Origin of the sequence: Thioalkalivibrio sp. AKL6 (genome assembly GCF_000376905.1) — a bacterium.
In the GTDB taxonomy this organism is placed as follows: Bacteria; Pseudomonadota; Gammaproteobacteria; order Ectothiorhodospirales; family Ectothiorhodospiraceae; genus Thioalkalivibrio; species Thioalkalivibrio versutus.
The window spans coordinates 436,266-456,791 of sequence record NZ_AQXS01000011.1 but is presented as its reverse complement, the minus strand read 5'-3'; the positions used below and the strand labels follow the sequence as shown (position 1 = coordinate 456,791).

The following is a 20,526-nucleotide window of genomic DNA, read 5'->3' as shown; positions in this document are numbered from 1 at the left end:
GTCGTCATCCCGGAAACCGCGGAGCGGTTATCCGGGATCTCGGGCGTTGGGGTGGCCATGGCCGCGGAGATCCCGGCTCTTCGCTGCGCTGCGGCCGGGATGGCGCCGGGGTGATGGGCGCCAGGCAGCATTGGGGCGCGGGGTGGTGTGGACGATGCGGCGGCGGGCGTTCTCCGGTAGTGTCGCGTTCAGCTCTGTTGCGAGTCCCGTGCGAGGAAGCAAACCCCGATGCTGAAGTTTCTGACCGTGATCCTGATCCTGCTGTTCGTCTGGTGGCGCGTCTCGCGCTGGATGGATGTGCGCCGCCGCCGCGCGCGGGGGGAGGATGTGTCCTATCAGGTGGACGTGAAGGGGTTTCGCCCGATCACGGTGCTCAGTGTCATCTTCTTGCTGCTGTACGGCGGCTACGTGATCTGGTTTGCCCTGAACGAGTGGTTCGATCTCCTGTAGATCAGCGTCTCCCTAGTCGATCCCGAGTTTCTTCAGGCGATAACGCAACTGGCGAAAGCTGAGGCCGAGCAGGCGTGCGGCGGCCGTGCGGTTGCCGCCGGTCTGCTGCAGGGCGGTAGCGATCGCCTGGCGTTCCTGCGCGGCGAGCTGGTCGTCCAGGGCGCTCTCCGCGCCGTCGAGGCCGTTCTCGGGTTCGCCGTGGTTCGTGTTCGGGGTGGGTTCGGTGCCCAGACCGTTCGCCGGCAGGTCGATGTTGCCGGCGCGGATCAGCGGCCCTTCGCACAGCGTGGCGGCGCGTTCCAGGATGTTCTCCAGCTCGCGGACGTTGCCGGGGAAGCCGTGCCCCTGCAGGGCCGCGAGGGCGTCGGGTGCCAGCTCCAGGTCGCCGGTCTGCCACTGCTCGCCGATGCGTTGCAGGATGCGCGTGGCCAGGCGTTCGATGTCGCCGCGGCGCGCGCGCAACGGCGGCACCTTCAGTTCGATCACGTTCAGGCGGTAGTAGAGATCCTGGCGAAAGCGGCCCTCGCGCACGGCCTTTTCCAGGTCGTGGTGGGTGGCGCTGAGGATGCGTACGTCGACCGGGATCTCGCGGGTGCCACCGACCGGTTTGATGGCGCGTTCCTGGATGGCGCGCAGCAGCTTCACCTGCATCGGCAGCGGCAGGTCGGCGACCTCGTCGAGGAACAGCGTGCCGCCGTCGGCGGACTGGAACAGACCGGTATGGTCCTGGGTGGCCCCCGTGAACGCGCCCTTGCGGTGGCCGAAGAATTCGCTCTCCATCAGCTCGCCGGGGATGGCGCCGCAGTTGACCGGCACGAACGGACGTTCGGCGCGCGGGCCGAGGCGGTGGATCTCGCGCGCGACCAGCTCCTTGCCGGATCCGGACTCTCCGGAGATGAACACCGGGGCCTGGCTGCGCGCCAGCTTGTGGATGGTGGCGCGCAGACGCTGCATGGGCTCGGACCGGCCCAGCAGCGGGCTGTCATCGGGGGTGGCCGGGATGGCGTCGTCGCCGGGCTCTTCCGCGATCGAGGCAGCCGGCTCCAGGCGCAGGGCCGCGTCAATCAGTTCGCGCAGCTGTTTCAGGTCCACCGGCTTGCTGACGAAGTCGAAGGCGCCCAGCTTCAGGGCCAGGACGGCGGTATCCACGCTGCCGTGGGCGGTGATGACGGCCACGGGGAGTTCCGGGCGTTCGCTCTGGATGTGGCGGACGAGGTCCAGCCCGTCGCCGTCCGGCAGGCGCATGTCGGTCAGGCACAGGTCAAAGTCGTGCTCGGCGATCAGGGCGCGGGCCGGCTCGAGTCGGGTGGCCGTGGTGGCCTCAAGGCCCATGCGGGCCAGGGTGATCTCGAGAAGTTCGCAGATGTCGGGCTCGTCGTCCACGACCAGCACGTGGCGGATACTCATGCGCCTTGTTCCTTTGGCGAATCGGTTTCCAGGGGGGCGAACAGGATCCGGAAGCAGCCGCCGATGGGTGTGTGGACGTATTCCAGCGACGCCCCGTTGTTTTCGCACAGCATGCGCGAGATGTACAGGCCAAGGCCGGTGCCCCCGGCACGCCCGGAGACGAACGGTTCGAACAGGTCCTTTTCCTGTTCGGCAGAGATGCCCGGGCCGGCGTCGATCACGTCCAGACTGACCACTCGCGCGACCTGGCCGGCGCCGCCGCGCAGCACGATGGGCGGGCTGTCGGGCTGATCGTGGCCGCCATGGATGCGCGCATTGCTGCACAGGTTCCACAGGATCTGGTTGAGCTGGGAGGGGTCGAACTGGATCTCGGAATCGGCCGGCTCGATGCGCGCATGCAGGGTCTCTCGCGGCAACTGCAGCGCACCGCAGAACTCCTCGGCGAAGCGATCCAGGGTCTCCTGAAGGTTCAGCCGCTCGCGTCCTCCGGCGTCCCTGCGTGACAGGCTGAGGACGTTGGAGATCAGTTCGTTCACGCGCTTGCTCTGGTTGTTGATGATGTCGAGCAGGCGCTGGTCGTGAGGCTTGAGATCCGGCGATTCGCCGAGCAGCTGTGCGCTGTGGCTGATGGCTCCCAGGGGGTTGCGGATCTCGTGGGCAATGCTGGCGGTCAGGCGGCCGAGGGCCTGCAGCTTGCCGGCCTGGGCCTGACGCTGGAGTTCGGCGGCGTCCTCCAGGATCAGCAGGCTGCCCTGGTCGCCGCGGTCACCCAGCGGGGCCAGACGGATCCGCAGGGCCGGCTGGTTGCGGTCGCCCGGCAGCTGCTGGCTGGTCGTGGGCATGCCGTTGCGCTGCCAGTCGCGGATCACGCGTGCCACCGAGGGCGACAGGGACGACAGGTGGCGTCCCGGCCGTGGGGGGAGCAGGCGGCGCGCGGCCTCGTTGATGGAGCGGATGTACCCCTCCGGGTCGACCGCGATGACACCGGCGCTCATGCGCGCGATGATCTGCGCGTTCAGTTCGGCCAGGTTGGCCAGATCCGCCTCCTGGCGTTCCACCTGGGCGCGGGTCTCGCCGGCCCGGCGGGCGAACTGGCGGGCCAGCAGGCCGGCCGCAAACAGGGTGGCACCCAGCAGCCCCGCCTGGGTGATGGCGGTATCGGCGGGGTGCAGGAATAGTGCGCTCACGCCCTCGGCCAGCAACAGGGCCAGGGTGGCGATCGCGGCCAGGGTCAGGGCGAAGCGTGCGCTGGAGAGCAGCACGGCTGCCACCAGGGCCGGGACCAGCAGCAGGCCAATGCCGGTGCCAACCCCTCCGGAGACGATCAGCAACGCGATCAGGCCGATGCCGTCGCCGGCGCCGCCGATCAAAGCGATACGGGTGAGGCTGGTGGTTTCCGGGTTGTGGGTGCAGCGCCAGGCGAAGGCGGCGGCGACGAGTGCAAAGGCGAGATAGGCGGTGGCGATGACCGCGTAGAACTGGGGGGTGACGAGATGCAGCCCCAGCGGGGTATCCGGGAACAGCCCGAGCAGTAGCAGGACCGCCGCGACAAAGACCCGGTAGAGCGCGAAAAGCCAGGCGGAACGCCGGGTGTCGGCGTCGATCGGCGTGTTCCCCCCGGACTGGTTATCCATGGACGAGGGTCAGTCGTCTTCGGTGCGGGAGTCGGCGTCCGAGCGGTTGCGGTCGACCTCGGCGTGCTGCGGCGAGCAGTAGAGGCGGTCGCCGTCGCGGTAGGCCTCGGCCTCCGGCACGTGCACGCCGCAGAAGGCGCAGCGGATCACCGCGCCGCCCTCTTTCAGGCGTTCGGGCCGTTCATCCTGGTGGACCTGCTTGCGGTTGCTGGTGGAGCGCACGAGGGTGCGCACCGCAAGGAACACGGCGACGATGGCGACGATCAGTAGCAGCAGGCGCATGGCGTGATTCTAGGGAGACGCTGATGAATTTGCACGTCCGCGTAAACGCCCCGTTGTACCGGCAGGATGACGATCGCGGACCCCCGTCGTGGGAGGCCCGCGAGCCCGTTGGCTTTAGCCGGTGTTGCGCATGCCTGCGGCGATCGCGTTGATCGAGCGCAGCAGGGGCGACAGCCACGGGTTTTCGTCGGTGTCGTCGTCGGCCTCGGCGTCGAACTGGCGAGACTCGCGCAGCAGGTGAATCTGGATGCTGTTGAGCGGGTCCAGGTACGGGTTGCGCCGTTGCAGCGAACGCGCCAGCAGGGGCGTTTCGTCCATCAGTCGGTCCAGTTGTGCCACGCGCAGCACTTCGGTGACGGTGCGGCTGTGTTCCTCACGCACCAGGACGTAGATGCGTTCGGCCAGTTCCGGGTCGCTGCACAGGCGGGCGTACTCCGCGGCGGTGCGCATGTCGGCCTTGGTCAGGGCCATCTGGCAGTTGGACAGCAACGAGCGGAAGAACGGCCACTCCTGGTACATGCGCTGCAACTGGGCCAGGCGTTCGGGGTCGTCGCCGCGCCACTGTGCCAGCGCGGTGCCGATGCCGTACCAGGCGGGCAGGGTGTGGCGCGCCTGGGCCCAGCCGAAGACCCAGGGGATCGCGCGGATCGAGCTCTTGGAGCGGTCGGTCTTGCGCCGGTGCGATGGCCGCGAGCCGATATTCAGGAAGCCGATCTCCTGTACCGGGGTGATCTCGTAGAAGTAATCGAGCACGCGCTCGGTGCGGTCGATCAGCTCGCGGTAGGCATCCTCGCCAGCCTGCGCGAGCTCGTGCATGGTGGCGCGGTAGTCGTCGCGATCCTTGCGCGGCGGCCGGATCAGGCTGCGCGAGGCGAGCATGACGCCGGTCGCACCCATGCCCAGCTCGTACACCGCGGTCTCCACGTTGGAGTACTTGTACGACAGGACCTCGCCCTGTTCGGTGAACTTGATCCGGCCCTGCACCGTGGCCGGGGGCTGGGCGAGGATGGATTCATGGGTCGGGCCGCCGCCGCGCCCGACGGTGCCGCCGCGGCCGTGGAACAGCTGGCAGCGCACGCCGAAGCGGTCGGTAATGCCGACGATCTTCTTCTGTGCCTCGTAGAGGTTCCAGCTGGAGGCGAGGATGCCACCGTCCTTGCAGGAGTCGGAGTAGCCGAGCATGACGTCCTGGATGTTGCCGGAGGCGGCCAGCAGTCGTGCATACACCGGGTTGGACAGCAGGCCCTCGAGGACGTCCTCGACATGCAGCAGGTCCTCGATGGTCTCGAACAGCGGCGAGATGCGCAGATGGCAGAACGGGTTGCCTTCTTCGTCGTTGCCCGCGAGACCTGCCAGGCGGCCCAGCAGCAGGACCTCCAGTACATGCGAGGCGGCGTGGGTCATGGAGATCACGTAGGTGCCGATGCCGTCCGGACCGACCTCGCGGCGCATGCTCTGGATCACCTCGAATACGCGCAGGGTCTCGCGGGTGCTCTCGCCCAGGGCCTTGCGGTCCACCTCGGGCAGGTTCTCCACGGCGATCAGTTCGCTCAGCGCCTGCTGGCGGCCGGTCTCGTCCAGCGCGGCGTAGTCGGTGTCCGGTGCCAACTGGCCCAGCAGTTCCGCGATCGCGTCGGAGTGGACGGTGGACTCCTGGCGCACGTCCAGGTGGTGCAGGTGAAAGCCGAAGGTCTCGACCAGGCGGATCAGGTCGGTCAGCGCGCCGCTGGCGATGTTGCGATCACCATGGCTGACCAGCGAGTCGCGGATCAGCTTGAGATCGTTCAGGAAGGCCTGGGCGTCGGCATAGGCGCTGTTGGTCGGCAGCACGGCGGCCTCGCCGCGGACCCGGCGCACCACGGTGTCCAGGGTCTCGCGCAGACGGTAGCGCATGATGTAGAGCTTGCGCCGGTAGGGCTCGCTCTCGAAGCGGTCGGAGGCGCCCTGGAACACCGCGTTGGCGATATTGGAGTCGGCGTCCAGGCTGTCGAGGAATGCCTGCGACGGCTGGCACATGAAGGACGAGTGCGTCAGCACGTTGCGCAGGTGGTTGACCCGCTTGAGGTACTCGCGCAGGACCTGTTCCATCGCCAGGCGGCAGGACAGCTCGGTGACCTCGGGGGTCACGTTCGGGTTGCCGTCGCGGTCGCCGCCGATCCAGGAGCCAAAGTGCAGGAAGGCCGGGATGCGTACCGGCAGGCTGCCGTCCGGGTTGACGCCGTAGATCCGGCGGATGGCCTTCTCGAGGAAGCGGTAGGACTGCGGGATGGCCTCGAACAGGCTCTCCTCGAAATAGAACAGGCCGTACTTGATCTCGTCCTGAACCTGCGGCTTTTTCACCCGCACCTCGTTGGTGCGCCAGAGGATCTGGATCTGGGTCTCCAGTTCCTCGGTGATCAGGCGGCGCTCTTCCTCGCCCAGCCCCGGCTGGTTCAGCCGGTCGGCGGTCTCGAACACGCGGCGCTGGTTCTCCATCGTGGTCCGGCGGCGGGCCTCGGTGGGGTGGGCGGTGAACACCGGCTGGTAGTGCAGCTCGTTGAGCAGGCGTTCCAGCTCCTCGGCGGTGACGCCTTCGCCATGCAGCTCGCGCAGGGTCTGGTCGAAGGAGCCGGTCCACAGCGGCTCGCCGCTGGAGACCTGGGCTCGGCGCCAGCGGTAGAACAGGTCTTCCTCGGCGATGTTGACCAGGCTGAAGTAGATGCTGAAGGCGCGGATCACGCGCTCGGTCAGCGAGGCGTCGAAGTGCGTGATGTCGGCCATCAGCTGGCGGCGCAGGTCCGGATCCTCGTCCTTGCGCAGGCTGACGAAGCCGCGGCGCAGCTTCTCCACCGCGTCGAACACGGCCTGGCCTTCCAGGTCGTGAATCACGTTGCCCAGGAGTTCCCCGAACAGCCGCACGCGGGCGCGCAGTTCCTTGTCCTTGGGGAGGAATCGGTCGTGTTGATCGCTTCGAGTCATATCGGGCCTGTGCGCGCAGGACGACGATCGCCGCTGCCTGGGCTTGCCGGTTGGGGTTCGGGAGGTCGCGAAAAGGACGCGATTATAGCGCAGATGCCGCCTTCGCACGCCGGCTGCGGCGCGGAAGCTGTTCGCGGTACAGGGCGAGATAGGCATCGGCGCTGGCGGTCCAGCCGAAGTCGCGCGCCATGCCGTTGTGCATCAGCTGTTCCCAGTGGCCGTCGCCGCGGGCGGTATACAGCGCCAGGGCGCGCTCCAGGGCGGCGCCGAGGGCGGCGACGCTGTCCGGGGTGAAGCTGAAACCGGTCGCGGTGCCCGCCTCCAGGTTCTCCGGCGTGGCATCCACCACGGTGTCGGCCAGACCGCCGGTGGCGTGGACCACCGGCGGGGTGCCGTAGCGCAGGCTGTATAGCTGGTTGAGCCCGCAGGGCTCGAAGCGCGACGGCATCAGGAACAGGTCGGACCCGGCCTCGATCTGGTGGGCCAGCGGCTCATCGTAGCCGATGTGCACGCCGACCTGGCCGGGGTAAGCGCGGGCGAGGGCGCCGGTGGCGTGTTCCAGGTCCTTCTGGCCGGAGCCGACCAGCGCCAGCTGGATGCGCCCGGCCTCCAGCAGCGGCGTGCAGGCGGCATGCAGCAGATCGACACCCTTTTGTTCGACCATGCGGCCGACATGGCCCAGCAGCGGGGTCTCCGGGTTGGTCTCCAGGCCCATGCGGGTCTGCAGCGCGGCCTTGTTGGCGGCCTTGCCCGCGAGGTCCTCGGCGCTGTAGCGCGCGGCGATGTGGCGGTCGCGCGCCGGATCCCAGTCGCTGTAGTCGACCCCGTTGAGGATGCCGTGCAGGTCGGCGCCGCGGGCGCGCAGCACGCCGTCCAGCCCCATGCCATTTTCCGGTTCCTGAATCTCGCGTGCGTACGTGGGCGAGACGGTGGTGATCGCGTCGGCGAACACCAGGGCCGCCTTCATGAACGAAAGCTGGTCGTGAAACTCCAGAGCCTCCGGGTGCCACAGCTCCGCGGGCAGGTTCAGATCCTGCACGGTGTTTGCCGGGAACAGGCCCTGGTAGGCCAGATTGTGGATGGTGAACACCGTCCGCGGGCGCTCAACGCCGGTGCGCTCCGGGTCCAGCAGCAGTGGCACGAGACCGGTCTGCCAGTCGTTCAGGTGAATCAGCTCCGGCGCCCAGTCCAGCCCGGCCTCGTCGCGTGCCAGGGCCACGATGGCGCGGGCGAAACCGGCAAAGCGCTGGGCGTTGTCCGGCCAGTCCATGCCGTTGCTGGCGCTGTAGGGGTTGCCGGCGCGCTGGAAGTATTCCGGCCAGTCGATCAGGTAGACCGGGAGCCGGGTCCCGGGCAGGCGGCCCTCGAGGATCTGCCAGGGGGCGCCGTCCGGGCCCGGGCGCGGGGTGGCATCCACCAGGTTGCGACAGGCCTCGGGGTAGCCGGGCAGCACCAGACGGGCATCCTGGCGCCGCCGGCGCAAGGCGGCGGGCAGGCTGGCGCTGACGTCGGCGAGCCCACCGGTCTTGACCAGGCCGTGGGCCTCGCTGCTGGCGAACAGGATGCGCATGCAAAAAACCCCCAAGTGCGGAACCGGCAGCGCCGGATGACTTTCTGTTAATTGTAACGCAGGGGCCGGGGCGGCACTCTGGGCTTGGGACAATCGAGGAAACAGGATGACGGCAGGAATGGGTGCGGTGATGGAGAGTGCCTTGCGGGTCGAGGCCCGACGGCTGGCGGACGAGCCCCTGCGCGAGCTGTTCGCGCGCGATCCGGATCGCGTGCAACGGGACGTACAGGAGGTCGCCGGGTTGCGCCTGGACTGGACGCGCCAGCGCCTGGACGGTGCGGCCTGGGATGCCCTGTACGAGCGCGCTGCGGCCTGTGAGGTATCGGAGGCGGTGCGCGCGCTGTTTGCCGGCGAGCGGGTCAATACCACCGAGGGACGGGCGGCCCTGCACACGGCCCTGCGCCTGCCGCGCGACGCCCACTGTGAAGTGGATGGCGCGGACGTGGTTCCGCAGGTGCATGCGCAGCTCGACCGGGTCGAGACGTTCGTGCGGCGGATCCACGACGGGGCCCACCGTGGCTACAGCGGGCGTCCGATCCGTCGCGTGGTGAATATCGGCATCGGCGGCTCCGACCTCGGGCCGCGCATGGTCTGCCGGGCGCTTGCGCCGCATGCACAGGCGCCGGCCGACGGCGTGCCGCTGACCGTGCAGTTCGTCTCCAACGTGGATGGCGCGGCGCTCTCCGCCGTGCTGCGCGAGGCCGATCCGGAAACCACGCTGTTCATCGTCGCATCGAAGACCTTCGGCACCCAGGAGACCCTGACCAACGCCCGTGCGGCCCGCGCCTGGCTGCTGCGGCATGCGCCGGACGACACGGCCGTCGCGCGCCACTTCGTGGCGGTCTCCACCGCGCGCGATCGGGTAACGGAGTTCGGTATCGACCCGGACAACATGTTCGGCTTCTGGGACTGGGTCGGGGGGCGCTATTCCGTGTGGTCCACCATCGGGTTGCCGGTGGCGCTGCTCCTCGGCATGGACGGCTTCCGTGCGTTTCTCGGCGGGGCCCATGCCATGGACGAACACGTGCTCCAGACGCCGGTCTCCAGCAATGCCGCAGTGCGCATGGCGTTGGTGGATTTGTGGAACCAGAACCTGCTGGGGGCGCAGTCGCGCGCGGTACTGCCCTACGACGAACGCCTGTCGCTGCTGCCGCCGTACCTGCAGCAGGCGGAGATGGAGAGCCTGGGCAAGCGCGTGGGGCTGGACGGGCAGGTCGTGACGGATGCAACCGGCGCGGTGGTCTGGGGTGCGGTGGGCACCGATGGTCAGCACGCCTTCTTCCAGTTGCTCCACCAGGGCACGCGCTTCATCCCGGCCGAATTCATCGGCGTGGCCCGTCCCGAGCACGACCTGCCGGCGCAGCACCCGTTGCTGCTGGCCAACCTGGTGGCGCAGGCCGAGGCGCTGGCGATGGGCAAGGACGAGGCCGCGGTGCGCGCCGAGATGGCGGCGGCCGGGCAGTCGCCGGAGGCGATTGATGCGCTGGCGCCGCACCGGACCTTCCCCGGCAATCGGCCGAGCACGCTGATTCTGCTGGAACGCCTGGATCCGGCCACGCTGGGCGCGTTGATCGCGCTGTTCGAGCACAAGATCTACGTGCTGGCCACGCTGTGGGGGATCAATGCCTTCGATCAGTGGGGGGTGGAGCTGGGCAAGCAGCTGGCCGGTCAGGTGCTTGAGGATCTGGCGCCCGGCGCGACCGCCGGCGAGCACGATCCGGCAACCACCGCCACGCTCGACTGGCTGCGCCCGCGGCTTCCGCCGCGGGACTGACCCGCGTCCGTTCCGGCTCTGCTCAGACGGTCAGGGCGTCGTCGGACTCCTCGATCTCGGGGACGTCCGTGGGCAGCGTGATACTGCGGGTCTCGCCATCCAGCCAGTAGCGGATTTCGGCTGGCTCGCCCTCCGGTGTGGCGGAGATCGCCTCGAGGAAGTCCATCGGGGTGGTGGGCGTGCGCCCGTTCACTTTCAGAATCAGGGCGCCGTGGGTCAGGCCCGCGGCGGCGGCGCGGCCCGCGGCACGGCTGACCAGCACGCCGGATTCGTCCGGCAGCTGCAGGGCTTCGCGCAGGTCATTGCGGGCCTCCACAACGGTGATGCCGAGGGCGGTGACGACCTCGTCCTCGCCCGGCGGGGTGTAGTCGAAGGTGACATCGGCCTCCAGGATTTCCGGCGCGACATGGATGGCGGCCCCGCTGCGTACCGCCAGGGCGAGCCCGTCGCTGGGGCGGGTGTCGATCAACCGGGGTTCGGTCTCGCCGGCGATCCGTACCTCCAGCCAGCCGAGATAGGTACCGTTCTCCAGGCCGTCAATGATCACCCGTTCCAGGCGCGCATCCATCTGCTCCAGCAGGTTGATCATCAGGTCGTGGGTCTGCGGGCGCGACAGTGTTATGTCGTGCATGGCCAGCAGGATCGCGCGGGCCTGGTCGGTCCCGATCACGATCGGGACCACCTCGCCGGACGCCGGGTGTCGCAACAGGGCGATGGGCGTGCCGGAGCCGGCATCCACCCCGACGGTGGCCAGTTCGACCGGCAGCAGGCGCTCCGGGTCGGTCGCCATGTCGCGGGCCAGCGCCTCGCCGCCCATGACCAGCAACAGGACGAGCAGGGCGGGCAGGAACAACCGGAAGCGGGGTGTCATCAGGGCAGCCTGGAAATAGGGTGTGTCCCGATCATGGCAGTGCGGTTGCGGGGCGTCCAGAATACCGCCTTGTCCCCCGTGAACGGATCGCTGCGATGACCTCCGACAAGCCCTATGCCCCGGCCGCGGATCAAAACCGCGCGCCGATCCTGGCCCAGCTGCGCGAGCAGTTCCTTGCGCATGGACGGGTGCTGGAGATCGGCGCCGGCACCGGGCAGCACGCGGCGCATTTCGCCGCGGCTTTGCCGCATCTCGACTGGTATCCCAGTGACGTGGCAGAGAACCTGCCGGGCGTGGAGGCCTGGCGACGCGACGCGGCCCTGCCCAATCTGCGGCCCCCGCTGGAACTGGACGTGCTGCGGGATGCCTGGCCGGAGGGACCGTTCGAGTACGTCTACAGCGCGAATACCGTGCATATCATGCACTGGCCGGCGGTGGAGGCGCTGTTTGCCGGCGTGGCCCGGGTACTGGCGCCGGGTGGGCTGTTCGCGCTGTACGGCCCGTTTGCCCACGACGGTTCGCATACTGCCGAATCCAACGCCCGGTTCGACCAGATGCTGCGGGCGCAAGATCCGGGCATGGGCGTGCGCGACCGCGCCGACCTGGATGCCCTCGCCACGGCCGCCGGCCTCGAGCCCGCGGCGGTCATCGACCTGCCGGCCAACAATCAGATCCTTCTCTGGCGCAGGGCTTAACGACCACGAAGGCACGAAGAAAAGTCCGGGGGCTGAAGCGACGCAAGTCGCGCCCCGTACTTGTGGCTCTTTCCAGATCGTTCTTCTTCTCCGTGCCCTCTGTGACCTCCGTGGTGAATACGGGGGGTCAGCAGTCGCCGATGCGCTGGCTGCGCATCTCCATGCGCACGTTCATCGGGCCCATGGGGGTGTCCATCTCGCTGGTCATTTCGCCCTCGGCGCGGTCACCCATGAAGCGCATGCTGCCGTCCATCTGCATGCGTCCGCCCTGCGGGCCGGGGCAGCTCATGGTGTAGTCCATGCGGTCGGCCGTCATGTCCATCTGGTCCAGGGTGCAGCCTTCCGGCGCTTCTATGATGTTCTCGCCGCGGTCGATGTCTTCCTGGGTGACGCACTCGGTGCTGGTCTCGGTCTGGTCCGGCATGCCGCCCATGCCTTCCATGATCATGGTGGTCTGGTTTTCCCAGAGACCGGGCTGGATGTTCGGGGTCTCGGCCTGGACGACGAGCGGCAGGGCAACGAGCGGCAGGGCGGCAAGAAGGGTGCGCAGCATGGCAGTCTCCTGAATCGGGGGTATCGAATGGGTTCAATGGTGCCTGGCGCGTCATGACGGGGCAAACGCGGGTGGCGGTGCCCGCTGGCTGGTACCTTGGGTGTGTGCGAGGGAGGAACTGTAATGGCAATACCGTTATGGCTGGTCGGCGGTGTCGGGGCGCTCGCGCTGGGCGGTGTCCTGTGGCAGGAGGGGCAATTGTCGGGCGGCTCCGCGGGGCATGCGCACTTGGCCGCGCCGCGCTGCGAGGTGCCCATCACCCTGCATCTGGAGGCTGTGGACCCGCGCTTCCGGCTGGAGCGTGACGCGGTGCAGGCGGCCCTGGATGCGGCCGTGAGCATGTGGGACGGGCAGACGCCGGAAACACTTTTCCGTCAGCGCGAGGGCGAGGGCATGCCGGTCCGGCTGGTGTTCGACGAGCGCCAGGCGGGTGCCGAGAGCCGCGACCGGGCGCGCGCGGAGCTGGACCGGCTCAAGCGGGGGATCGCCGAGCGCGAGGAGCGTCTGGATCACCGTCACTCGGCGCTGGCGGCGGATGCCGCGGGCTACCAGCGGCGCCTGGAGGACCTTCAGGCGCGCCAGCGCGAGTACGAAGAGGCAGTGGCCGCCTGGAATGCCGGACGCATGGCGCACAGCGCGGGGAACCGCGAGCGGCTGGAACGGCAGCGCCGGGCGCTGGATGCGGCGCGGGACGACCTGGAGCAGCGCCGCCGCACGCTGGAGCGTCGGCGCGACGAGCTCAACCGCGAGATCCGCGACCTCGAGGGCCAGATCGATGGCTTCAACGAACGGGTCGCGGAACTGAACCGCGAGATCGGCGCGACCGGTGCCTTCGACATGGCGGTCTACGAGCAGCAGGGCGCGCGGCGCTCCATCACCGTGTTCAAGGCCAGTGACGCGGACGAGCTGCGCCTGACGCTGGCGCACGAGCTGGGGCACGCCCTGGGGATCGAGCACGTGGACGACCCGGCCGCGGTGATGCACGCGATCCTGGGCGAGGCCAACGCCGGGCGGCGCGATCTGAGTGACGCCGACCGGCGCGCCCTGGCGGCGGCCTGCGAAGTGGAGCTGGAGCGGTGATGAACGGGGCGGGGCGTATGCCCGGCCCCGGATTCGGCGCTAGAAGTGGTAGCGCATGGCGGCCGACAGGACGTGCACGTGACCCTTGGTCGTCCCCTGCATGTTGATGTCGGTCCCGTTAAAGCTGCGCGTGATGTCGAGATCCTCGCTGGCGATGTGGATGTAGCTGTAGCCCAGGTCGAAGGTGAAGCGCTCGCTGCGGGCGTAGCTGGCGCCGAAGGAGAACCAGGTGCGGTCGCCATCCGGGGTGCGCGTGCCGCGCCCGTTGGTCTGCGTCGGGGTCTGGTCGTACTGGATGCCGCCACGCAGGGTCCAGCGCGGGTTCATCGCGTACTCGGCCCCCACCGCCAGGGCGTAGCTGTTGCGGTAGTTCTGTTCCAGCACCTGCTCGTTGCCCTGGGGCAACTGAATCCGGATCTCGTCGAAGTTCGACCAGTTGAACCAGGTGTACTGGGCCAGGCCCGTCCAGCGATCGCTGAAGCGATGACGAATGCCGATCGAGGCGATATCGGGCAGCTTCAGGTCGGCCTGGCCACCTTGAACGATGGTGTCGCCTACTTGGGCGCGTAGGGGGTCGTTTGTCGATAGCGTCGCGGTGGCTGTGCCCTGGAGGGTATGGGTGACGCCTTCACGGTAATGGATGCCCAGGCGGGTCGCATCGCTCAGGTCGAACAGCATCCCGATGTTGAAGCCGACATCCCAGTTGTCGCCCTCGAGTTCGAATTTCCCGTCGGTGTCCGGATTGAGACCGGCCGGGTCCGGTGTCGCGCTGCGCAGGGTGGCATCGGCGTACTGCAGGTCGAGGCCGCCGCCGATGGAGATCCGGTCGGTCAGCTCGAACGCGATGCTCGGTTGCAGATTGAGCACGCGCAGGTCGGATTCCAGTGAGTCGTAGCGGGCGAAGAAGTCGTCGTTGTACTCATTCTTCAGGCCGAACGGGGCGCTGAGGCCGAAGCCCAGCCAGACTCGGTCGGAGTACTGCTGTGCCCAGTACAGGTTGGGCACCGGGGTCGGGTCGTAGGGGTTGCTGCTGTCGCGCCCGGGGATCTGGGTGCTGCGCTGATTGACCTCGGAGTTGGGCATCAGCAGATGCACACCGGCCTGGAGTTCGTTGCCCTTCAGGCGGGTCATGCCGGCCGGGTTGAAGTAGATGGTGGAGGCATTTGAGGCGACGGCGACATCCCCCGCATGGGCCCGGCCGAGGCCGGACGCGCCCTGCGTCTGGATGTAGAAGCCGGCGGCCATCAGGGTTGCGGGGGCGGCAAACAGGGCGGAGCTAACGGCGATCGAGAGCGCCAGGCGGCGCGACGGTGTCAGAGTCATGCGGTCTCCCCTCGTTTTTTGTTCCAGGGGGCCGCAGCGATGCCGCGTCCGGTGTCGGTCGCAGGCTCCCCCGAGGCGGACCCTACCGCCTCGGGAAGATCACGCCAACCGCATCACATTTTCGAGGTCATCAGGATCAGGCCGATCAGCGCGGCCACGCCGCCACCGATAAGCAGCGCGAGGGTGCGCCGGGTGAAGCGGCCAAGGAACAGCCGCGCCGCGCGCTCGCGCATGCCGAAGGCGTCCTGAACACCGACCAGGGCGGCGATCAGGCCGCCAACCAGCAGGATGATGCCGAGGATCTGGATCATGAGAACTCCTTGGATCGGGTGGATCAGGCCTTTCGGATCAAGCGAAGCAGACCGAGCAGCAGCACGGCGCCCACGGTGGCGGCGGCAAGGCTGCCGATCAGTCCGCCTGCCTGCACCCCGAGCTGGGTGAACAGCCAGCCGCCGAGGAAGGCGCCGATCACGCCAACCACGATATTCAGCAGGATGCCCTGCCCGGACCCGTGTACCAGCAGGCCTGCGAGCCAGCCGGCAATGCCGCCGATGAGCAGGAGGAGGAGAAGGGATTCCACGGGCATGTTGTTGCGCTCCTGGCAAGTGACGGGCGATTGGATCGTGCGGATGTCGAGGTGTTCCCCCTGGGCGTCACCGATCAATTCGCACGCCCGCGCTCGAGTTGTTGATCAGTGTCGCCCTGGGCCTCAAGGATGCCCGCTGGGTTTGGCGGGGCCTTGGGTCTTGTTCCGGGCCGCGGTCGTTCGCTCGGCGATGGGCCGGACTTCGACTGTACAGGGCGTGTCGCCCTTGTGCCCACCGGCACGGGTGAGCCGAACATCCGTGAACGGATACTTGGTGATTCTGCAACCCCTCGAGTGTGGGTATTTTTGAGAACCATTCCGCAAAACCCTAGTCTCGGTATCGGACATTCATGGATCCGTCATGGAATCGGTTGGCGTTTGACGCCGGCTGCCGACGGGAAGGAAACCGGTATGACCGAAGAATCGAAGCGCAAGGGACGGGTCACTCGCTCCGCGCGCTGTGGGCGAGCCTTCCGGGCATTGATCCCGGCGGCCCTGCTGGCGTTACTGGCCGGGTGTGGTTCGGAGAACGGGCAATCCGGAACGATGGTTTCCAACGCGGCTGCGGGCGATCGCCTGGCCTCCGTGGAGGAGACCGGGACGCTGCGCGTGGTGACCCGCAACGCACCCACCACCTGGTACTTTGACCAGCATCTGGAGACATCCGGCACCGAGCACGACCTGGTCGAAGGCTTTGCCCTGGCGCATGGCTGGAAGGTGGAATGGGTCATGGCCGACTCGGTTTCCGGTGTCCTCGAGTCGCTCGAATCCGGCGCGGCGCACATGGCGGCAGCGGGTCTGACCCATCTGCCGTCGCGTGACGAGCGCTTTCGCCGCGGTCCGCACTACATGGAGGTGAGCGAGCAGGTGGTCTGCCATCGCGACTTGTCCGGCCTGCCGGGTTCGACGGACGAGCTGGAGGGCGTCGATCTGGTCGTCTCGGCCGGCAGCAGCTACGTCGAAACCCTGGAGGAGGCGCTGCCGGAATCGGTCGAGTTCGAGGTGCGCGAGATCGGCACCGAGCGCCTGATGGCGCAGGTCGCCCGGCAGGAGATTGGCTGCACCGTGGCTGATTCGCACATCGTGCGCTACAACCGCCGCTCCTTCCCGCATCTCGACATCGCCTTCGATCTGTCCGCGCCGCGCGCGCTGGGGTGGTATGTCGATCCGGAACACGCCGAGCTCGCCGAGCTGGCCGCGACCTGGATGCAGGGCGCCGGTGGCCGCGAGCTGCGCGACCTCGTGGACGAGCGCTATTACGCCTACATCAACCAGTTCGACTTCGTCGACCTGCGCGCGCTGAACCGGCGCATAGAGGATCGCCTGCCCCAGTACCATCCCCACTTCGAGGAGGCGGCCGAGCGCACGGATCTGCCCGCGGATCTGCTGGCTGCACTGGCCTATCAGGAGTCGCACTGGGATCCGGAGGCGCGCAGCCCGACGGGTGTGCGCGGGCTGATGATGCTGACCCGTCGCACCGCCGAGTCGCTGGGCGTGGATCGCCTGGACCCGGTGGAGAGCATCGACGGCGGGGCCCGCTACCTGCAGCGTCAGCACGGGTTGCTGCCGGATGACATCGTCGAACCGGATCGTACCTACCTGGCGCTGGCGGCCTACAACATCGGCCGGGGCCACCTGCTGGATGCGCGCCGCCTGGCGCGCGAGCTGGGACGGGACCCGGATCGCTGGGCCGACATGCGCGAGATCCTGCCGCTACTGACCGAGGAGCGTTATTACAAGGATCTGCGCTACGGCTATGCGCGCGGGTATCAGCCGGTGTACTACGTGCAGCGCATCCGCAATTACCGCGACGTGATCCGCCCGGTGTTCGTGGCCGAGGACGAGATGTCGGATCGGGTCGTCGTCAGCCGCGATTGACCCGTGATCCCTTGCGGTCGCCCATAACGAGGTCGTCCAGCATCCCTTTCCAGTCCGGCTCCAATCGCCCCGGCGTCCACGCGCGGACGTCGGGTGCGGGCGGGGGCCCTTGTTGCAGCCATGCCTGCAGGCGCTCCGTCAGCGTGTCTACATCGCCTTGCGGGTAGCGACAGGCATCGGGGTATTGTTCGCGGTAGGCCAGGGCATCTGGGACCAGCGGTGTGGCACCAGCGGCGCTGGCCTCCAGCACCGCCAAGCCCTGGAACTCGTGCCGGGCGGTACTGACGACGATCCCTGCGCGGCCCAGTAACGCGTCGTATTCGCTGCGGGGCAGCTTGCCATCGGCGATGATCCGGTTCCCCAGGGCCTCGCGCAGCTTTTGCAGGGGTTCGGGGGCGTTCGCCGGCCGCGGCCCCAGCAGGGCAAGACGGAAATCCACGTCCGACCCGGCCAGCGTCAGCATGGCCTCGGCAAAGACCTCCGGGGCCTTGTCGTATTCCCAGCGGTGATTCCAGAGGATCAGGCCCGGATCGCGAGTGCCGCCGGTCACGGCCGTTGGCTGGATCGGCACCGGGAGGATCGCGCTGCGCTCCGTCAGTCGGTCCCGTATCCCGGGAGGTACCGCATCCGGCATGCGCCCGAGCAGGGTCGCCATCCCTTCCAGGAACGAGTCGCGGTTGAACGCCGAGTTGAAGGCGATGCGGTCCGCGGCCAGCGCCGCATAGATCTGCACCATCTGCGGGTCCACCGAATCCACCTGTTGCGGGCCCAGCGGATAGGCAAACTGGTTCTCGTGCACATAGTAGAGCGTGGGCAGGGCGGCGAGGTGGGGCTGGAGTCCGCGCAGGGTGGCGAGATCCACCATCGAGGTGGCGATGACCGCGTCGACTTCCGTGGTCGCCAGTTCGTCCAGCCAGGAGATTGGGTTGCCGCGGATGCGCCAACGGAAGTGGCGCCCCGGCAGTTCCAGTAGCCGCCAGTCGAACGCATCGAAGGTGCTGGTTAACCAGTCCGCCCAGGCCGCGTGGCTGTCGGCGCGATAGGCGGACAGCAGGAGGATGCGCTTGCGATGGTCCGGCACGCCCCTGTACGCCTCCGGTCGGAGAGGGGCCACCGGTGCGGCCCCTCGTGTGATTACCAGGTCAGGACTTTGCCGGCCGACCCCAGCGAAGGCAAGGCCTGCGAGGGCGTAAGCAAGGGGAGGTCCGAGTAGGCCAGATCCGCTTCATCCATTCCGTTCAGCTCAAGCGATTGCCGGCAGCCCATCATCTGGACGCCGTTGTCCATGGCGTTCTTCATGAAGTCGGCGATGCTCTTGCCGCCCTCCATGGGATGGATGTTCTCGGCGACGCCGGTTTTCAGCAGTTCCGTGGCCGGCCCGGTGATCATGATGACAACAAGATCGGCGGTGTCTTCGCTCATGTTGGTTTCTCCTTCGGGGACGTTGGGACGGCGCGGTTATGCGCCCGGTGCCGTCCAGCGCTCGCCGGCCATGGGCTCGTCGACCGGGGTGCCGGCGATGTGGTTGGTGTAGTTGGACAGGGTCTTCAGGCCGATCGCCAGGATCACCTCCAGCATCTGTGGATGCGTGTAGCCGGCGTCCAGGAAGGCCTGCTGGGTGGCCTCGTCGACCCAGCCACGCTGTTCGATCATGGCGCGGGTGAACTGGCGCAGCGCTTCCAGCTTCGGGTCCTCGATCGGCCGGTCCTCGCGCAGCGCATCGACCACGCCGTCCGGAACGCCGGTCATGCGGCCGGTCATGCTGTGCGCGGCCATGCAGTAGTCGCATTCGTGATAGCGGCTGACCGTCAGCAGCAGGGTGCACTGCTCGGTCGGGCTCATGGAGGTCTGCTGCAGCAGGGTATTGAGGGACAGATAGGCCTCCGCCAGGGCTGGCGCACTGGCCATCTTGCGGATCAGGTTGGGGACCATGCCGAAGGTCTGTTCGGCCTGGTCGAAGGCCGGCTTCGCGTTGGGGGCGCTGGCGGCGTCATGCAGGGGGAAGTGTTCATCGCTCATGGTGGACCTCCGGGGGCGGGTTGAGCAGGAGCGCCCCGAGCGCGGGGCCCAGGCGCAGGATCGTGGCCGGATCCTGATCGGCCTTGGCCATCACCAGGATCCCTTCCATCAGCGCCAGCCACTGTTCGGCGGCGGCCGCGGTGTCGGTTTCGGGCGGAAGCTCGCCGTTCTGTACGGCCGCGTCCAGCACGGCGCGAAAATGTGCGGTGACCGCATCCAGGTGCTTCCGGATCGCCTGGCGCAGGGCCGGGTTGTGGGTACCCATCTCCACCGCCAGGTTGCCGAAGGGGCAGCCGGGCAGCTGTCCGGATTCCGTCTGCATCCGCGCCTCGAAGGCATGGATCGCATGGACGAACGCGTCGATGCGAGCGCGGAGCCCGTTGGCGCCCGACAGCCCGGGGATCAGCACGTCGCGCTCGAAGTCCGCGTAGAGCGCATCCAGCATCGCCAGGGTGAGCGCCTCCTTCCCGGGGAAGAAGTGGTACAGACTGCCCTTGCGCACGCCCGCCTGCGCGCAGATCTCGGCAATGCCGACGGAGGCGTAGCTGCGCGTGACGATGAGGTCGCGGGCGGCCTGCAGCAGGGCTTCGCGGCTTGCACCGCGGGTGTCGTTGGGTGTGTTGGCTTCCATGTCTTTGCACCCTAGTTGACCGGTCGGTAAAGTGCAAGGACGACACCTTGAACGGAGAGGAGCCAATGACGCGCGAACGGGGCATGCAGGATGGGGGCGAGGGTGGCGTGGCCATCCCGGTGCACTACGCCGAATCCTGGGAGGATGGCTTTGGGGTGCGTGGCTGGAAGCTGGATCTGCCAGGACGCGGCGCGGACGTGATCGCGGCGACGCCCTTCGCCGGCGAGCGCATCCCGACGTCGGTGTTCGTGCACGACATCGTGGACCATCACTTGTGCGGGTTTGCCCTGTCCGGTTATCGCGACGAGGCCGGGGCATTGATCCAGCTGGCGGAACGCACGGGTTCCGACCCGGTCCCGGACTTCGTTCAGATGATCGACGAGGATTTGATGCCAGGCGCTTTCGAGAGCGATGACTGGCGCGAGCTGTTGCCCGCATCGCTGGTCGCGACGGTGGCGGCGGCCGCGGATACGCGTTCCGGGATGGCGCAGTTGCGCCAGCAGTGGGGTGACGGGGTGCTGCGCGCGCTGTGGATTGCCGGGTTCGTCGAGACCGGCTGGAGACTGGCGGATGCGGCCCGTGCCGGGTGGGAGCGCCACGGCCTGGAATACGCGGCCCGGGGTGCCACTGCGTTGGCGCTGCAGCGGCTGTTCGAGCGGGTCGATGCGAGCGTCCTGGAACAGGGCTGGATACAGGCGGAAGGCGAGTTCCGGGTCGCGACGGATGCCGTCGGCTTTCGTTTCGAGGGGGGCGGTGCGGAGCTCGTTGAGCGTGTCGAGATGATGCGCTGAGGCGCCTCCCGCGACGCAGCCCCG

At 68.1% G+C, this 20,526-nt stretch carries 20 protein-coding genes; 6 read left to right on the top strand and 14 right to left on the bottom strand.

Going from position 1 to position 20,526, the window contains the following annotated elements; genetic code table 11:
- The first annotated feature begins 228 nt into the window (after positions 1-228).
- Positions 229-450, top strand: a complete 222-nt coding sequence (locus D575_RS0112900) for a hypothetical protein (RefSeq protein WP_018146336.1) — start codon at positions 229-231, stop codon at positions 448-450.
- A 12-nt stretch (positions 451-462) separates the two neighbouring features.
- Here the strand turns inward: D575_RS0112900 and D575_RS0112895 are convergent, their stop codons facing one another.
- The 5 genes from D575_RS0112895 to glgA all read right to left on the bottom strand — a co-directional run bounded on the left by D575_RS0112895 (position 463) and on the right by glgA (position 8,301).
- Positions 463-1,857: a sigma-54 dependent transcriptional regulator gene (locus D575_RS0112895; protein ID WP_018146335.1), complete on the bottom strand. Its 1,395-nt coding sequence runs from the start codon at positions 1,855-1,857 to the stop codon at positions 463-465.
- A complete protein-coding gene (locus D575_RS0112890) occupies positions 1,854-3,491 on the bottom strand; it encodes a PAS domain-containing sensor histidine kinase (protein ID WP_018146334.1) in 1,638 nt (545 codons plus the stop codon). The genes D575_RS0112895 and D575_RS0112890 overlap by 4 nt, the downstream gene beginning before the upstream one ends.
- 9 nt (positions 3,492-3,500) lie before the next feature.
- Entirely contained in the window at positions 3,501-3,773 is a 273-nt protein-coding gene (locus D575_RS0112885; RefSeq protein ID WP_018146333.1) for a PP0621 family protein, read from the bottom strand.
- A gap of 114 nt (positions 3,774-3,887) precedes the next feature.
- The gene (ppc, locus tag D575_RS0112880) at positions 3,888-6,731 is read right to left on the bottom strand and encodes a phosphoenolpyruvate carboxylase (protein ID WP_018146332.1); all 2,844 of its coding nucleotides are present in this window, start codon (positions 6,729-6,731) and stop codon (positions 3,888-3,890) included.
- Positions 6,732-6,813: 82 nt separating this feature from the next.
- A complete protein-coding gene (gene glgA, locus D575_RS0112875) occupies positions 6,814-8,301 on the bottom strand; it encodes a glycogen synthase GlgA (RefSeq protein WP_018146331.1) in 1,488 nt (495 codons plus the stop codon).
- Between the two features lie 130 nt (positions 8,302-8,431).
- Between glgA and pgi the strand changes: the two genes are divergently transcribed.
- Entirely contained in the window at positions 8,432-10,075 is a 1,644-nt protein-coding gene (gene pgi, locus D575_RS0112870) for a glucose-6-phosphate isomerase (RefSeq protein ID WP_026182157.1), read from the top strand.
- Positions 10,076-10,097: 22 nt separating this feature from the next.
- Here pgi and D575_RS0112865 read toward each other — a convergent pair whose 3' ends face one another.
- Positions 10,098-10,946 carry a bifunctional nuclease domain-containing protein gene (locus D575_RS0112865; protein ID WP_018146329.1) on the bottom strand — a complete coding sequence of 283 codons (849 nt, stop codon included), beginning with the start codon at positions 10,944-10,946 and terminating at the stop codon, positions 10,098-10,100.
- Positions 10,947-11,041: 95 nt separating this feature from the next.
- Between D575_RS0112865 and D575_RS0112860 the strand changes: the two genes are divergently transcribed.
- Entirely contained in the window at positions 11,042-11,641 is a 600-nt protein-coding gene (locus D575_RS0112860) for a DUF938 domain-containing protein (protein ID WP_018146328.1), read from the top strand.
- Positions 11,642-11,768: 127 nt separating this feature from the next.
- On the opposite strand, the gene D575_RS0112855 is transcribed toward D575_RS0112860, so the two are convergent.
- Complete coding sequence (locus D575_RS0112855; RefSeq protein ID WP_018146327.1) at positions 11,769-12,194, bottom strand: DUF3617 family protein; 426 nt, start codon at positions 12,192-12,194, stop codon at positions 11,769-11,771.
- A gap of 123 nt (positions 12,195-12,317) precedes the next feature.
- Here D575_RS0112855 and D575_RS0112850 point away from each other — a divergent pair, with 123 nt between their 5' ends.
- Positions 12,318-13,274, top strand: coding sequence for a matrixin family metalloprotease (locus D575_RS0112850; RefSeq protein WP_018146326.1), 957 nt, complete (start codon positions 12,318-12,320; stop codon positions 13,272-13,274).
- A gap of 39 nt (positions 13,275-13,313) precedes the next feature.
- On the opposite strand, the gene D575_RS0112845 is transcribed toward D575_RS0112850, so the two are convergent.
- The 3 genes from D575_RS0112845 to D575_RS0112835 form a co-directional block, all read right to left on the bottom strand.
- Positions 13,314-14,597, bottom strand: a complete 1,284-nt coding sequence (locus D575_RS0112845; RefSeq protein ID WP_018146325.1) for an OmpP1/FadL family transporter — start codon at positions 14,595-14,597, stop codon at positions 13,314-13,316.
- A gap of 113 nt (positions 14,598-14,710) precedes the next feature.
- A complete protein-coding gene (locus D575_RS0112840; protein ID WP_018146324.1) occupies positions 14,711-14,908 on the bottom strand; it encodes a DUF3185 family protein in 198 nt (65 codons plus the stop codon).
- 23 nt (positions 14,909-14,931) lie between these two features.
- A complete protein-coding gene (locus D575_RS0112835; protein ID WP_026182156.1) occupies positions 14,932-15,183 on the bottom strand; it encodes a GlsB/YeaQ/YmgE family stress response membrane protein in 252 nt (83 codons plus the stop codon).
- A gap of 411 nt (positions 15,184-15,594) precedes the next feature.
- Between D575_RS0112835 and mltF the strand changes: the two genes are divergently transcribed.
- Positions 15,595-17,061: a membrane-bound lytic murein transglycosylase MltF gene (gene mltF / locus D575_RS0112830; protein ID WP_018146322.1), complete on the top strand. Its 1,467-nt coding sequence runs from the start codon at positions 15,595-15,597 to the stop codon at positions 17,059-17,061.
- Here mltF and D575_RS0112825 read toward each other — a convergent pair.
- Genes D575_RS0112825 through D575_RS0112810 form a run of 4 tightly spaced genes read right to left on the bottom strand, consistent with a single transcriptional unit; the run spans position 17,048 to position 19,711 of the window.
- Entirely contained in the window at positions 17,048-18,142 is a 1,095-nt protein-coding gene (locus tag D575_RS0112825; protein ID WP_018146321.1) for a DUF3524 domain-containing protein, read from the bottom strand. The two genes, mltF and D575_RS0112825, sit on opposite strands and share 14 nt — an antisense overlap.
- 53 nt (positions 18,143-18,195) lie before the next feature.
- The gene (locus tag D575_RS13700; protein WP_018146320.1) at positions 18,196-18,483 is read right to left on the bottom strand and encodes a DsrE family protein; all 288 of its coding nucleotides are present in this window, start codon (positions 18,481-18,483) and stop codon (positions 18,196-18,198) included.
- 36 nt (positions 18,484-18,519) lie between these two features.
- Positions 18,520-19,080: a carboxymuconolactone decarboxylase family protein gene (locus D575_RS0112815; protein ID WP_018146319.1), complete on the bottom strand. Its 561-nt coding sequence runs from the start codon at positions 19,078-19,080 to the stop codon at positions 18,520-18,522.
- Entirely contained in the window at positions 19,070-19,711 is a 642-nt protein-coding gene (locus D575_RS0112810; protein WP_018146318.1) for a TetR/AcrR family transcriptional regulator, read from the bottom strand. Before D575_RS0112810 ends, D575_RS0112815 begins: the two co-directional genes overlap by 11 nt.
- A 65-nt stretch (positions 19,712-19,776) precedes the next feature.
- On the opposite strand from D575_RS0112810, the gene D575_RS0112805 reads away from it, so the two are divergent.
- A complete protein-coding gene (locus tag D575_RS0112805; protein ID WP_018146317.1) occupies positions 19,777-20,502 on the top strand; it encodes a hypothetical protein in 726 nt (241 codons plus the stop codon).
- The last annotated feature ends 24 nt before the right edge of the window (positions 20,503-20,526 follow it).